General features: G+C 74.4%; 11 protein-coding genes and 1 tRNA gene. 10 read left to right on the top strand and 2 right to left on the bottom strand.

Going from position 1 to position 13,868, the window contains the following annotated elements; genetic code table 11:
• The first annotated feature begins 26 nt into the window (after positions 1–26).
• The 8 genes from K2F47_RS33560 (at position 27) to K2F47_RS33525 (ending at position 8,933) form a co-directional block, all read left to right on the top strand.
• Positions 27–1,850: a methylmalonyl-CoA mutase subunit beta gene (locus K2F47_RS33560; protein WP_242910118.1), complete on the top strand. Its 1,824-nt coding sequence runs from the start codon at positions 27–29 to the stop codon at positions 1,848–1,850.
• Positions 1,847–4,060 (top strand): methylmalonyl-CoA mutase, encoded by a 2,214-nt coding sequence (scpA, locus tag K2F47_RS33555; protein WP_242910117.1) that lies wholly within the window; start codon positions 1,847–1,849, stop codon positions 4,058–4,060. The genes K2F47_RS33560 and scpA overlap by 4 nt, the downstream gene beginning before the upstream one ends.
• Positions 4,057–5,037 carry a methylmalonyl Co-A mutase-associated GTPase MeaB gene (meaB, locus tag K2F47_RS33550; protein ID WP_242910116.1) on the top strand — a complete coding sequence of 327 codons (981 nt, stop codon included), beginning with the start codon at positions 4,057–4,059 and terminating at the stop codon, positions 5,035–5,037. The genes scpA and meaB overlap by 4 nt, the downstream gene beginning before the upstream one ends.
• Before the next feature lie 78 nt (positions 5,038–5,115).
• The gene (locus K2F47_RS33545) at positions 5,116–6,090 is read left to right on the top strand and encodes a GNAT family N-acetyltransferase (RefSeq protein WP_242910115.1); all 975 of its coding nucleotides are present in this window, start codon (positions 5,116–5,118) and stop codon (positions 6,088–6,090) included.
• A 114-nt stretch (positions 6,091–6,204) separates the two neighbouring features.
• The gene (locus tag K2F47_RS33540) at positions 6,205–7,077 is read left to right on the top strand and encodes a hypothetical protein (protein WP_242910114.1); all 873 of its coding nucleotides are present in this window, start codon (positions 6,205–6,207) and stop codon (positions 7,075–7,077) included.
• Positions 7,078–7,187: 110 nt separating this feature from the next.
• A tRNA-Asn gene (locus tag K2F47_RS33535) sits at positions 7,188–7,258 on the top strand.
• 28 nt (positions 7,259–7,286) lie between these two features.
• Complete coding sequence (locus K2F47_RS33530; RefSeq protein WP_242910113.1) at positions 7,287–7,727, top strand: HNH endonuclease; 441 nt, start codon at positions 7,287–7,289, stop codon at positions 7,725–7,727.
• A gap of 165 nt (positions 7,728–7,892) precedes the next feature.
• Complete coding sequence (locus tag K2F47_RS33525; RefSeq protein ID WP_242910112.1) at positions 7,893–8,933, top strand: coiled-coil domain-containing protein; 1,041 nt, start codon at positions 7,893–7,895, stop codon at positions 8,931–8,933.
• A 131-nt stretch (positions 8,934–9,064) separates the two neighbouring features.
• Here K2F47_RS33525 and K2F47_RS33520 read toward each other — a convergent pair whose 3' ends face one another.
• Positions 9,065–10,111, bottom strand: coding sequence for a Gfo/Idh/MocA family oxidoreductase (locus tag K2F47_RS33520; protein WP_242910111.1), 1,047 nt, complete (start codon positions 10,109–10,111; stop codon positions 9,065–9,067).
• 104 nt (positions 10,112–10,215) lie between these two features.
• Here K2F47_RS33520 and K2F47_RS33515 point away from each other — a divergent pair, with 104 nt between their 5' ends.
• Positions 10,216–11,862, top strand: a complete 1,647-nt coding sequence (locus K2F47_RS33515; RefSeq protein WP_242910110.1) for an NAD(P)/FAD-dependent oxidoreductase — start codon at positions 10,216–10,218, stop codon at positions 11,860–11,862.
• Positions 11,859–13,301, top strand: coding sequence for an ATP-binding protein (locus K2F47_RS33510; RefSeq protein WP_242910109.1), 1,443 nt, complete (start codon positions 11,859–11,861; stop codon positions 13,299–13,301). The genes K2F47_RS33515 and K2F47_RS33510 overlap by 4 nt, the downstream gene beginning before the upstream one ends.
• A gap of 122 nt (positions 13,302–13,423) precedes the next feature.
• Here the strand turns inward: K2F47_RS33510 and K2F47_RS33505 are convergent, their stop codons facing one another.
• The gene (locus K2F47_RS33505) at positions 13,424–13,825 is read right to left on the bottom strand and encodes a VOC family protein (protein WP_242910108.1); all 402 of its coding nucleotides are present in this window, start codon (positions 13,823–13,825) and stop codon (positions 13,424–13,426) included.
• Positions 13,826–13,868: the final 43 nt, after the last annotated feature.

Here is a 13,868-nt window from a genome sequence, read left to right as displayed (position 1 = left end):
CCGGCGGCTCGCCTACGATCCAGGACATGACGGTGCCGCCTGAGGATCTGGAACTGGCCGCCGCCTTCCCCCCGGCCGAGCGCGACCGGTGGCGGGAGATGGTGCGGGGGGTGCTGCGCAAGTCCGGCGCGGCGACCGACGACACCCCCCTGGAGGAGATCGAGGGCCTGCTGGCCCACCGGTCCTACGACGGGGTGCCGGTCCCGGCGCTCTCCACCCGTGCCGACGCCCCGTCGGGACGCCCGGGGCTCGTGCCCTACGTCCGCCAGGTGCGGGCGGGCGGCGAGGGGCTCGCGGGATGGGACGTCCGGCAGCGGCACGCGGGCCCGGATCCGGCGGCCGTCCGGGAGGCGGTCCTCGCCGACCTGGAGAACGGCGTCACGTCCGTCTGGCTGGAGGTCGGCGGCGCGGGGCTCGCCCCCGCCGCGCTGTCCGAGGCGCTGCGCGGCGTCCTGCTGGACCTGGCGCCCGTCGTCCTGGACGCGGCGGACCAGACCCGCGAGGCCGCCGAGGCGTTCTTCGCGCTGGCCGCCGAGGGCGGGAACGGGCCAACGGTAGCGGGCAACCTCGGCGCCGATCCGCTCGGGCTCCAGGCGCGCACCGGCTCCGCGGGCTCCCTGGACGAGGCGGCGGAGCTGGCCGCGCGGTGCGTCCGCGACTTCCCGCGGCTGCGGGCGATCACCGTGGACGGCACCGTCCACCACGACGCGGGCGGCGGCGACGCCGACGAGCTGGGCGTGGCGGTCGCCGCCGGGGTCGCCTACCTGCGCGCCCTCACCGGCTCCGGGCTCGGCGTGGACGCGGCCTTCGGGCAGATCGAGTTCCGGCTCGCGGTGAACGCCGACCAGTTCTCCTCGATCGCCAAGATCCGCGCGCTGCGCCGGCTGTGGGCGCGGGTCGCCGAGGTGAGCGGCGCGTCCGAGGGCGCGGCGGCGCGCGTGCACGCGGTGACCTCGGCGGCGATGATGACGCGCCGGGACCCGTGGGTGAACATGCTGCGCACCACCGTCGCGGCGTTCGCGGCGGGGACCGGCGGCGCCGACGCGGTCACCGTCCGCCCCTTCGACGCCCGGCTCGGCCTCCCCGACGACTTCGCCCGCCGCATCGCCCGCAACACCCACACGCTGCTGCTGGAGGAGGCGAGCCTCGACCGCGTGGCCGACCCGGCGGGCGGCTCCTGGTACGTGGAGCGCCTCACCGAGGACACGGCCCGGGCCGCCTGGGCGTGGTTCACCGAGATCGAGCGGGCCGGGGGCTTCGCCGCCGCCCTGGAATCGGGCCTGATCGCGGACCGGCTCGCCGCGACGTGGGCGCGCCGCCGCGCCGCCATCGCCCGCCGCGAGGCCCCGCTCACCGGCGTCAGCGAGTTCCCGAACCTCGCCGAGACGCTGCCGGAGCGGGAACCGGCGCCACCGCGTCCGGGGGGCGGGCTGCCCGTCGTCACCTACGCGCAGGACTTCGAGGCCCTCCGGGACCGCTCCGACGCCCACGCCGAGGCGACCGGGACGCGCCCCCGCGTCTTCCTCGCGGTGCTCGGGCCCGTCGCCGTCCACACGGCGCGCGCGTCCTTCGCCGCCAACCTCTTCCAGGCGGGCGGGATCGAGACGGTGACCGGCGCCCCCGGCGAGTTCGCGGCGTCCGGCGCGACCGTGGCGTGCCTGTGCTCCAGCGACCGCGTCTACGCGGAGGAGGCCGCCGAGGCCGCCCGCGTCCTGCGGGACGGCGGTGCGGTGAAGGTCTGGCTCGCGGGTAAGGGAACCTACGAGGGGGTCGACGCCACCGTGTTCGCGGGCTGCGACGCGGTCGAGGCGCTGGAGACCACCCTCCACGATCTGGGAGTGAAGCGATGATCCCCGACTTCGCCGACATCGACCTCGGGGCCCCGCCGCCCGCCGACGCGGCCGCCGAGCGCTGGCGCGGGGCCGTCGCGGAGGCCACCGGCCGTGACCCCGCCGCCCTGGCCTGGGAGACGCCCGAGGGCATCGGCGTCCAGCCCCTCTACACCGCCGACGACCTCGCGGGCGTCGACTTCCTCGACACCCTCCCGGGCATCGCCCCCTACCTGCGCGGCCCCTACCCGGCCATGTACGCCACCCAGCCGTGGACGATCCGCCAGTACGCGGGGTTCTCCACCGCCGAGGAGTCCAACGCCTTCTACCGGCGCAACCTCGCCGCCGGGCAGAAGGGCCTGTCGGTCGCGTTCGACCTCGCCACCCACCGCGGCTACGACTCCGACCACCCGCGCGTGGCGGGCGACGTCGGCATGGCCGGGGTCGCGATCGACTCGATCTACGACATGCGGCAGCTCTTCGACGGCATTCCGCTGGACCGGATGAGCGTGTCGATGACCATGAACGGGGCCGTCCTGCCCGTCCTCGCCCTCTACATCGCGGCAGCGGAGGAGCAGGGCGTCGCGCCGGAGGCCCTCGCCGGGACCATCCAGAACGACATCCTCAAGGAGTTCATGGTCCGCAACACCTACATCTACCCCCCGGCGCCGTCGATGCGGATCATCTCCGACATCTTCGCGTTCACCTCGCGGCGGATGCCGAAGTACAACTCGATCTCGATCTCCGGCTACCACATCCAGGAGGCCGGGGCCACCGCCGACCTGGAGCTGGCCTACACCCTCGCCGACGGCGTCGAGTACATCCGCGCCGGACGCGACGCGGGCCTGGACATCGACGCGTTCGCGCCGCGCCTGTCGTTCTTCTGGGCGATCGGGATGAACTTCTTCATGGAGGTCGCCAAGCTCCGCGCCGCCCGGCTGCTGTGGGCGCGGCTGGTGAAGGGCTTCGACCCGACCAACCCCAAGTCGCTGTCGCTGCGGACGCACTGCCAGACCTCCGGCTGGTCGCTCACCGCGCAGGACGCCTTCAACAACGTCGCCCGCACCTGCGTCGAGGCCATGGCCGCCACCCAGGGGCACACCCAGTCGCTGCACACCAACGCGCTGGACGAGGCGCTCGCGCTGCCCACCGACTTCTCCGCCCGCATCGCCCGCAACACGCAACTGCTCCTCCAGCAGGAGTCCGGGACGACCCGCGCCATCGACCCGTGGGGCGGCAGCGCCTACGTCGAGCGCCTCACCTACGACCTCGCCCGTCGCGCCTGGGGCCATATCAGCGAGGTCGAGCGGGCCGGGGGGATGGCCCGCGCCATCGACGAGGGGCTGCCGAAGCTGCGCATCGAGGAGGCCGCCGCCCGCACCCAGGCGCGCATCGACTCCGGCCGCCAGCCCGTCGTCGGCGTCAACAAGTACCGTCCCGACGTCGAGCAGCACATCGAGGTCCTCAAGGTCGACAACGCCGCCGTCCGCGCACAGCAGATCGACAAGCTCCGGCGGCTGCGCGAGGAGCGCGACGGGGCGGCGGCCGAGGCGGCGCTGGCGGCCCTGACCCGCGCCGCCGAGGCCGCCGCCGACGGCACCCGCGCGCCCGGCCTGGAGCAGAACCTGCTCGCCCTCGCCATCGACGCCGCCCGCGCCAAGGCCACCGTCGGGGAGATCTCCGACGCGCTGGAGCGGGCGTACGGGCGGCACGCCGCGCAGATCCGTACGATCTCCGGTGTGTACCGGGACGAGGCGGGCGGGGCGAGCGACATCGAGCGGGCCCGCGCCGCGGCCGCCGCGTTCGAGGAGGCCGAGGGGCGCCGCCCCCGCATCCTCGTCGCCAAGATGGGCCAGGACGGCCACGACCGCGGCCAGAAGGTCATCGCGACCGGGTTCGCCGACCTCGGCTTCGACGTGGACGTGGGCCCGCTGTTCCAGACCCCCGGCGAGGTCGCCCGGCAGGCCGTCGAGGCCGACGTGCACATCGTCGGCGTCAACTCCCTCGCGGCGGGGCACCTCACGCTCGTCCCCGCGCTGCGCGAGGAGCTGGCGGCGCTCGGCCGCGACGACATCGTGATCGTCGTCGGCGGCGTCATCCCCCCGCAGGACTTCGACGAGCTGCGCACCGCGGGCGCCTCGGCGATCTTCCCGCCCGGGACCGTGCTGGCGGACGCGGCGACCGGCCTGCTGGAGGAGCTGGCCGCGAGGCTCGGGCACGCGTCCCGGTGAGACCGGGGCTGGAGGACTACGCCGCCGGCGTGCGGGACGGGTCGCGGGCGTGGATCGCGCGGGCGATCACGCTCGTGGAGTCCAGCCGTCCGGCCGACCGGGAGCTGGCGCAGCGGCTGCTCGCCGAGCTGGCCCCGCGCGCCGGAGGAGCCCGCCGGGTCGGGATCACGGGCGTCCCCGGCGTCGGCAAGTCCACGTTCATCGACGCCCTCGGCACCGCCCTCACCGCCGAGGGGCACCGGGTCGCGGTGCTCGCCGTCGACCCGTCCTCCACCCGGTCGGGCGGCAGCATCCTCGGCGACAAGACCCGCATGCAGCGCCTCTCGGCCGACCCGAACGCCTTCATCCGCCCCTCGCCGACCGCCGGGACCCTCGGCGGCGTCGCCCGGGCCACCCGCGAGGCGATGGTCGTCATGGAGGCCGCCGGGTACGACGTCGTCCTGGTCGAGACGGTCGGCGTCGGGCAGTCCGAGACGACCGTCGCCGAGATGGTCGACTCGTTCCTGTTCCTCACCCTCGCCCGCACCGGCGACCAGCTCCAGGGCATCAAGAAGGGCGTGCTGGAGCTGGCCGACGTCATCGCCGTGAACAAGGCCGACGGCGAGCACAAGCTGGAGGCCAGGCGGGCCGCCCGGGAGCTGTCGGGCGCCCTGCGCCTGCTCCGCAGCGACGAGCGCCGCGACACCCCGGTCCTGACGTGCAGCGCCAAGGACGGAACGGGCTTGGAGGAGGTGTGGAACCGGCTCGTCGAGCACCAGGACCGGCTCCGCGAGTCCGGCGAGCTGGAGGAGCGGCGCCGCCGCCAGCAGGTCGGGTGGACGTGGGCGATGGTCCGCGAGCGGCTCCTGGCGGACCTGCGCGCGCATCCGTCCGTCCGGGAACTGGCCCCCGACCTGGAACGCCGCGTCGCCGACGGCACGCTGCCGCCGGCGCTGGCCGCCGAGCGCATCCTGGAGGCGTTCTCGCGGGGCTGCTGACCGGGGTTACCGTCGTCCGAAACCCCCGGTTGTGCCGGGTCACGGTCGCGGCGCCCCGGGATCCGGTACAAAAGTCGGATGGACGTCATCGCGCTCGATGATCCGACGGACGCGCGGATCCGGCAGTGGCACGACGTGCTCGCGGCCGTCCACGCAGCCGACTCCCCGGGCGACCCGGCGCCGCAGCCCGAGCAGACCGCCGAGCGCCTGCTCGGCGGCCTCATGTCCCGGCAGCGGCTGTGGGGCGTCGAGGAGGAGGGGGCGGGGCTGGCCGCGGTCGCCGAGCTCCGGCTGCCCGGCGAGGCGGGGACCGTCCGCCCCGCCGAGATCGACATCCGCGTCCGCCCCGAGCACCGGCGGCGCGGCCTCGGCCGCCGCCTGATGGCCGTCGCCGCGGACGGCCTGCGCGCCGACGACCGGACCAGCGTGATCGCCCAGGTGCTCGCCGGAACCCCCGCCGTCCCGTTCCTGGAGTCGCACGGTTTCGAGTGCGTCCTGACCCTGCGGGGCATGCTGCTCGACCTGGACGGCCTACCGCCCGGGCACGTCGCGCGGCTGCTCGCCGAAGGCCCGGCCGGGTACCGGCTCGTCCGCTGGCGCGGTGTCGTCCCCGACGAGCACGCCTCCGCCCTCGCGCGGGCCAAGACCGCCATGGCCGACCTCGCCGAGTACGAGGGCACCCCGTGGGACGCCGACCGCGTCCGCGAGATGGCCGAGCTGGTCGCCAAGCGCGGCGACGACCTCTACACCGTCGCCGCCCTGGACGGCGCCGCGATCGCCGGATTCACCGAGGTCGTCGTGCCCCTCGACGCCGCGGGCCGCGCCGCGCAGTACGACACGGCCGTCGCCCCCGAGCACCGCGGCCGCCGCCTCGGCATCTGGGTCAAGGCCGCGATGCTCCGCTGGCTCGCCGAGGAGCGGCCCGACGTCCGCGAGATCGAGACCGACAACGTCGGCGACAACACCCCCATGCTCGCGGTCAACGAGGAGCTGGGCTTCCGCGTCGAGCGCGAGTCCCGCGAGTACCAGGCCGCCGTGAGCGCCCTGCCCTGACGCGGGGGTTTTCCACAGAACGGCGTTCCAGTAGGCGGGGGCCGCGGCGGCGGCGAGGGTTGGTCTCGGAGCGCGATCCGGAGGGGACGCGCCCGAGCATCCGGAGGCGGCCCCGTGGGCGAGCGGCTCATCCTGCACCTTCCCGAGACGGTGACCACGCGGTTCCTGGTCGCCACCGACGCGCGGACCGTCCCGGGCCCCGACTACCTGGCGGACGCCGTGGGCGGCGATCTGGGCCGGGTCGCCGCCGAGCTCATCGGCACCCCGGCCCTGACCATCGAGCCCACACCACCCGGCACGTACCGGGAGCGGCTGCGCGCCCTCGGCGGCACGCCGGACCTGGTGGGCGCCGCCCGGCACCTTGCGGTCACGTCGGTCGCCGCCCCCGCCGCCCAGCCCCGGCACGCGCAGGCGACCCGCCTCCTCGCCCGCACCCTGGCGGCGGCCACGGGCGGGACCGTCGCCGACCTCGACTCGTCCCGGGTGCTGCCCGGCGACGAGGGCCCGCCCACCGAACCGGAGCGGTTCGTCCCGGGAGACGACTGGGTGTCGGTCTTCATCGCCTCCGACGACGGCGGCCCGTCCCTGCGGGTCGAGACGGCCGGGCTGCACCGCTTCGGCCTGCCCGAGGCCGCGGCCGAGCGCGTGCCCTACGCGAGCATGCTCACGGCGGCCAACCTCGTGCGCGGTCTGGCCTGGCAGCTGCTGGCCGAGCACACCGAATGGGCGGCTGCGGCCGGTCCTGACCCCGTCCGCCACACCGCCGCCGACCGGTTGGTCGACGCCGACGACGTCATGCGCTTCTGGGGGACGCGGTCGTCCGCTGACGGCGCCTTACCCGTCACGCTCGACTGGACGGCGAGCATGTGCCCCGGCTGCGAGAAGGCCCTCAAGGCCCTCCCGCCCGGCGCCGACCCCACCGCCTGGTGGGCCGGCCCCGCCGCCGAGGCGATGCCGAAACTGGTCCGCGCCGACCCCGACCCCTGACCCCGCCCCCCAGGGGATGATCGAAAATGCGTTGCTGCTTCCGGGGGTGGATCGGCACTCTGATGGGGGCTTCCGGGAAATGCCCGGAAGGCAGAGAATTGCCGGACCATTCCTTCGTAGTTCAACGGCAGAACGCCGCACTGTTAATGCGGATATCCAGGTTCGAATCCTGGTGGAGGAGCGGCACGCGCGGGCTTGGAGGTGACCCGGTGAACGTGCTCGTCCTGAACGCGTCGTACGAGCCCTTACAGAAGGTGGACCTGCGGCACGCCATCCGCATGCTGGTGCGCGAGGTGGCCGTCGTCGAGGAGGCGGAGGAGGGCCGGACCATCGGCCGTTTTCCCGTGCCGCGGGTCCTGAGGCTGGTCAGGTACGTCGCGATGCGCTGGCGGCACGGCAGGCGCCCGCCGTGGAGCAAGCGCGGGGTGTACCTGCGCGACCTGGGTCGCTGCGGCTACTGCGGCAAGCGCGGCAACACCATCGACCATGTGCACCCGCAGTCGCGCGGCGGCGGGGACACCTGGGAGAACACGGTGCTGGCCTGCGGCAGGTGCAACAACCGCAAGGCGAACCGGACGCCCGCCGAGGCCGGGCTCCGGCTGCTGTGGGAGCCGCGCGTGCCGCGCTGGGAGGAGCTCGTCGGGGGGTGACCGTCCGGCGCGACGGGGGAGGGGCCGGGACGTCCATCGGGCGGCCCGGCCCCCGAGGCGCGTGACGTTCGCGTGACTCTGTGTGTTTTTTGAAGCTTATGAGGTGAAATGGGTGATTGTGGTAGCGTGCCGCCAATCTTGAGGTTTGTTATCTAGGAGAGATCTGTGGCGGCCCTCGATCCCCCCGGCAGCACCACGCGCGGAAGGCCGGAGCCCCCCTCCGGGCGCCGCAGGGCGGCGCGGCGCCTCACGGCGCTCGTCCTCGCCGTGGGGGTGTCGGCGGCGCTGCCGCCCGGCCCCGGGTCCGCCGCGCGCGCCCCGGAGGCGCCGAAGAAGGACCTGAAGAAGGAGTACGCGAAGCTCCAGAAGCGCGCCGAGAAGCTGTCGAAGGAATACCGCGGCGAACTCGTCTCGCTGGAGCAGGCGAAGAAGGCCGCCGAGCGCGCGGGCGCGGACGCCGCGCGCGCCGGGCGGGACTACGAGACCGCCCGCGCCGACGTCGCGAGGCTGGCCTCCACCAGCTACATGACCGGCCGCCTCGACGTGACCTCGATCGTCACCGCCAACGAGCCGTCCGGCGCCATCCACGACGCCAGCGTCATCGAGCACATCAGCCGCAACAACGGCCGCCGCGTCCAGAACCTGGAGGCGCTGAGCGCCAAGGCGACCCAGTCGCGCAGCACCGCGACGTCGAAGCTCGACGAGGTCCGCCGCGAGATCGAGGACCTGGAGGGCCAGCGCGCCCGCGTCAAGAAGCTGCTCGCCAAGTACAAGCCCGAGGCGACCAAGACCAAGGCGCCCACCGGCGGCGGACGCCCCGACGGCGCCAGCGGCGCCAAGTCGCCCATCGTCGGCAACTCCATGACGGCCCGCATGCGGACCGCGCTCCTCGCGATCGACGGCAGGTTCGGGCCCTTCCCCACCATCGGCTGCGCCCGCCCCGGCGACCCGCAGGACCACGGCTCCGGCCGCGCCTGCGATTTCATGGAGAGCACCGGCGGCAAGATGCCGAGCGCCTCCGCGCAGGCCCACGGCGACCAGGTCGCCCAGTACGTCATCAGCAACGCGTCCCGGCTCGGCATCAAGTACGTCATCTGGCGGCAGCGCATCTACGACATGCGCGGCAGCGGCGGCTGGCGCCAGATGGAGGACCGCGGCGGCATCACCGCGAACCACTTCGACCACGTCCACGTCTCCGTCCTCTGACGCGTCCGCCCGCTGGCCCATGCTGTGGCTTGGCCGTGGTGCGGCCGCGCCCTCGAAACGAGTGCCGCCTTCAGGTGATCCGGCCGCTTCCTGGTGGTGCGCGCCCTGCTCCGGTGGCCGAGCCCTGCCGGTCAGAGGTCGATCGTCGTGCCGTCGTGGGCGGAGCGGTGGGCCGCTTCGATGATCTCCAGGCCGGTGATCGCGTCCGCGAGTGTGACCGGTGGGGGCGCCTCGCCGCGCAGGGTGCGGGCCACGGCGGCGTAGAAGTCCTGGTAGGCGCCCGGTTCGGTGGGTTCGGGGCGGTCCTCGCCGGGGGTGCCGAGCCGCCCGTAGGACGGGGGCGGCGTGACGCCGTAGCCCGGGTCGAGGGGCGTGCGTCCGGCGCGGAGCGCGGCCTCCTGGCCGTCCATGCCACCGACCGTGTAGGACGCGCGGCTCCCGAGGACGCGGAAGCGCGGGCCGAGGTCGGCGGCGGTCGCGCTGATCCACAGGTGGGAGCGGACCCCGCCCCGGTGCGTGAGGGCCACGAACACGTCGTCGGGCACGGCGGCGCCCCGGCGGCGCGCGTCGATCTCGGCGTAGACCCGCTCCGGGCGGCCGAACAGCGTGACCGCCTGGTCGATCAGGTGCGGGCCGAGGTCGTACAGCACGCCGCCCGCGTCGCGGGGGTCGCCGCTCTCCTTCCAGCCCTCGCGCACCTCCGGACGCCAGCGCTCGAAGCGCGACTCGAACCGCAGGACGTCGCCGAGCGCGCCGGACGCGGCCAGCCGGTACAGGGTGCGGTAGTCGCCGTCCCAGCGGCGGTTGTGGAACGGGATCACCGGCAGGCCGCGGACGGCGCTGAGCGCGGCGAGCGAGCGGGCGTCGGCGGCGGTCGCCGCGATCGGCTTGTCCAGCACGACGGCGACGCCCGAGGTCAGCGCCGTCCGCGCCAGCGGGACGTGCTGCCGGTTCGGCGCCGCCACCACGACCAGGTCGTAGGCGCCGGAGACCTCCCACAGCCGGTCGGCGCCCGCGAGGACCTTGGCGCCGGGGTAGCGGTCCCGGACGGCCCGCTGCCGCTCCGGGTTCGCCGTGACCACCGCGGCCAGCCGCATGCCCGGCACCGAGGAGATCAGCGGGGCGTGGAACACCGAGCCGCCGGTGCCGTAGCCGATCAGCGCAACACGCAGGTCCATTCCCGCATCATGACCGATCGCGGTCCGGCGCGGGGGCGGCGGGGTGCGGACCACCTGGATCGACGTAGGCTTTGGGCGGGGATGTACGGATCGAGGGAGACGCGGTGTCCAAACCTGTCCTGCTGACGGTCGACGATGATCCCGGCGTGTCCCGGGCCGTCGCCAGGGACCTGCGCCGCAGGTATGCCGGTTCGTACCGGATCGTCCGCGCGGAGTCCGGTCCGCAGGCCCTGGACGCGCTGGGCGAGCTGCGGCTGCGCGGCGACGACACCGCCATGCTGCTCGCCGACCACCGGATGCCGGAGATGACCGGCGTGGAGTTCCTGGAGCGGGCCATGGACCTGTTCCCGTTCGCCCGCCGCGTCCTGCTGACCGCCTACGCCGACACCGACGCCGCGATCCGCGCGATCAACGTGGTGGACCTCGACCACTACCTGCTCAAGCCGTGGAACCCGCCGGAGGAGAAGTTCTACCCGGTGATCGACGCGCAGCTCGACGCCTGGGAGCGCGCCGACCGGCGGCTGCCCGGCGAGCTGCGGGTGGTCGGGCACCGCTGGTCCGCCCGCTCCTACGAGGTCCGCGACTTCCTCGCGCGGCACCAGGTGCCCTACACCTGGTTGCTGGACGGCGACCCGGAGGGCGCGGAGCTGGTCGCAGCGGCCGGGGAGCCGGAGCTGCCGCTGGTCGTGACGTCGGACGGCGCCGTGCTGGCCGCGCCCTCGGACGCGGAGCTGGCGGCGGCGATCGGGCTGCCGACCACGCCGTCCACCGGGTTCTACGACCTGATCGTCGTCGGGGGAGGGCCGTCCGGGCTGGGCGCGGCGGTGTACGGGGCGTCCGAGGGGCTGAAGACCGTGGTCGTCGAGCGGCGCGCGCTCGGCGGGCAGGCGGGGCAGAGCTCCCGCATCGAGAACTACCTCGGCTTCCCCGACGGCGTGTCGGGCGCGCAGCTCGCCGACCGGGCCCGGCGGCAGGCCGACCGGTTCGGGGCCGAGCTGCTCCAGGCGGGCGAGGTGGCCGCGCTGGAGTCGCGCGGCACCGCCCGCGTCGCCCGGCTGTCGGACGGCACGGAGATCGCCGCGCACGCCGTCATCCTCGCGACCGGCGTGTCGTACCGGCGGCTGTCCGCGCCGGGCGTGGACGACTTCGTCGGACGCGGCGTCTACTACGGCGCCGCGCTCACCGAGGCGCCGTCCTGCGCGGACGAGGAGGTCGCGATCGTCGGCGGCGCCAACTCCGCCGGGCAGGCCGCGGTGCACCTGGCCAAGTACGCCAAGCGGGTGCACATCATCGTCCGGGCGGACGGCCTGGAGAGGTCGATGTCGCACTACCTGGTCGAGCAGATCGCCGCCACGCCCAATATCGAGGTGCACGCCGGCAAGACCGTCTGCGGCGTGGAGGGCGCCGACCGGCTGGAGCGGCTCACCCTCCAGTGGCCGGACGGGCTGCGGACGATCGACGCGCACTGGCTGTTCGTGTTCATCGGCGCCGAACCCGGCACCGGCTGGCTGGACGGCTACGTGGAGCGCGACCAGCGCGGCTACGTGCTGACGGGCCCCGACCTGGTGGCGGGGGGCCGCCGCCCGGCCCGCTGGCCGCTCGCCCGCCAGCCCTACCACTTGGAGACCAGCGTCCCCGGCGTGTTCGCCGCGGGGGACGTCCGCTCGGAGTCGATGAAGCGCGTCGCCTCCGCCGTCGGCGACGGCGCGATGGCCGTCGCCCTCGTCCACCGTTATCTGGAGCAGGCATGAGCGAAGCGGAGGGCGGGCGCGTGGGGACGGCGACACCGGAGGAGTTGCGCGGGCTGTTCCTCTTCGAGGACCTCGACGAGGAGAAGCTGGCCTGGCTCTCGGTGTGCGGGACGGTCGAGGAGCTCCCGGCGGACGGCGTGATCTGCGCGCAGGGCGAGCCCGCCGAGTTCCTGTACGTGCTGCTGGACGGCGAGATGGTGATGACCCAGAACGTCCGGGGGCACATCGTCGAGATCAACCGGACGTCGCGCGCGGGCACCTACGGGGGCGCCGTCCAGGCGTACCTGGACGACCAGATCGAGCAGAAGTACCAGCACACGCTGCGGGCGACGCGGCCGACCCGGATCTTCGTGCTGCCCGCGCGCAAGTTCGGCAAGGCGGTCCGCAAGTGGTTCCCGATGGCCACGCACCTGCTCGCCGGGATCTTCTTCGGGATGAGCAACCTGCGCCGCACCGTGGACCAGCGCGAGCGGCTGGCCGCGCTCGGCACGATCACCGCGGGGCTGACCCACGAGCTGAACAACCCGGCGGCGGCCGCCGCGCGGGCCAGCGCGGAGCTCGGCGACCGGTTGCTCGGCGCCCAGATGAGCCTGGCCGACCTCGCGGCGCGCGGCGTCGACTGCACGCATCTGAGCGCGCTGGTGTCGCTGCGCCCGGTGCTGCCCGCGGCGCCGTCCGGGCGGCGGAGCCCGCTGGAGGTCAGCGACGCCGAGGACGAACTGGGCGACTGGCTGGAGGAGCACGGCGTCCCGGACGCGTGGGAGCTCGCGCCCGGCCTGGTCGCCGCCGGGGTCGGCGTCGAGCAGGCCGGGCAGGTCGCCGAGGCGGCGGGCGAGCACCTGCCGGCGGCGGTGCGGTGGCTGGCCGAGGTGCTGGAGGTCGCCCAGCTCCAGGCGGAGATCTCCGAGGCGACGGGGCGGATCACCGCGCTCCTGGACTCGGCGCGCCAGTACTCCCAGCTCGACCGCGCCGCCTACCAGCGGGCCGACCTGCGCGAGCTGATCGACAGCACGCTCACCATGCTCCGGCGCAAGATCGGCCCGGACGTGACCGTGAAGACCGACTACGACGCGGACCTGCCGCCGGTGCCGGTCTACGCGGCGGAGCTGAACCAGGTGTGGACCAACCTGATCGTCAACGCGCTGTACGCGATGGGCGGCGAGGGCACCCTCACCGTCCGGACGGTGCGCGAGAACGACCACGCGCTGGTCGAGATCGGCGACACCGGCGTCGGCATCCCGGAGGAGAACCTCACCCGGATCTTCACGCCGTTCTTCACCACCAAGCCGGTCGGGCAGGGGACGGGCCTCGGCCTCGACATCTCCTGGCGGATCGTCGCCGACCGGCACGGCGGCGACATCCGGGTCGAGTCGCTGCCGGGCGACACCCGCTTCCAGGTGCTGCTGCCGTTCACCGAGCCCGACCTCCCCGACCAGTAGGCGCCCCGGCGACGGCCCGGCGACGTCCAGAGCGGTCAGCACGGTCAGGGCGCCCGGCGGGCCCGGCCAGCGGTCGGGGCGGCCCGATCAGCCCGGCCCGGCGGTCAGGGCGGTCAGGGCGGTCAGTAGGACTGGAGTTCCAGCAGGTTGCCGTCGGGGTCGCGCAGGTGGGCGGTGCGCAGGCCGGGTCCCCAGTCGGGACGGTCCTGCGGGGCCGTGACGGGCTCGGCGCCGAGGTCGCGGAGGGCCGTGGCGGCGGCGTCGACGTCGTCCACGCGGAACACGAGCATGGAGCGGTCCAGCCCGGCGGGGGCGGGGAGGTGGGCGGTCCCGACGGCCTCGGCCATGCGGGCGCGGCCCATGAGGACCAGCAGGCACTCGTCCTTGAGGTCCCAGTTGGCGTACTCGAACTCGGGCAGCAGCTTGACCGGCTGGATGCCGAGCAGTTCCTCCAGCGCGGCGGCATAGAAGCGGGCGCACCGGTCGAAGTCGTCGACCAGCAGGCGGGGGTAGAGGGCGTCCATCGCGTTCTCCTATTCATGGGAGTGCACCAATGATTGGCGCTCC

It is taken from the genome of Actinomadura terrae, assembly GCF_022751215.1.
Taxonomy (GTDB): Bacteria; Actinomycetota; Actinomycetes; order Streptosporangiales; family Streptosporangiaceae; genus Spirillospora; species Spirillospora terrae.
Note: the sequence above shows the minus strand (reverse complement) of the source record. Positions and strands in the feature narration are given on the sequence as shown.

What these genes read in the sequence shown, in the direction of transcription:
- K2F47_RS33505 (WP_242910108.1), bottom strand. Translation starts at nt 13,825, where the DNA reads ATGGACGCCCTCTACCCCCGCCTGCTGGTCGACGACTTCGACCGGTGC.
- scpA (WP_242910117.1), top strand. Translation starts at nt 1,847, where the DNA reads ATGATCCCCGACTTCGCCGACATCGACCTCGGGGCCCCGCCGCCCGCC.
- K2F47_RS33560 (WP_242910118.1), top strand. Translation starts at nt 27, where the DNA reads ATGACGGTGCCGCCTGAGGATCTGGAACTGGCCGCCGCCTTCCCCCCG.
- K2F47_RS33510 (WP_242910109.1), top strand. Translation starts at nt 11,859, where the DNA reads ATGAGCGAAGCGGAGGGCGGGCGCGTGGGGACGGCGACACCGGAGGAG.
- K2F47_RS33520 (WP_242910111.1), bottom strand. Translation starts at nt 10,111, where the DNA reads ATGGACCTGCGTGTTGCGCTGATCGGCTACGGCACCGGCGGCTCGGTG.
- K2F47_RS33545 (WP_242910115.1), top strand. Translation starts at nt 5,116, where the DNA reads ATGGACGTCATCGCGCTCGATGATCCGACGGACGCGCGGATCCGGCAG.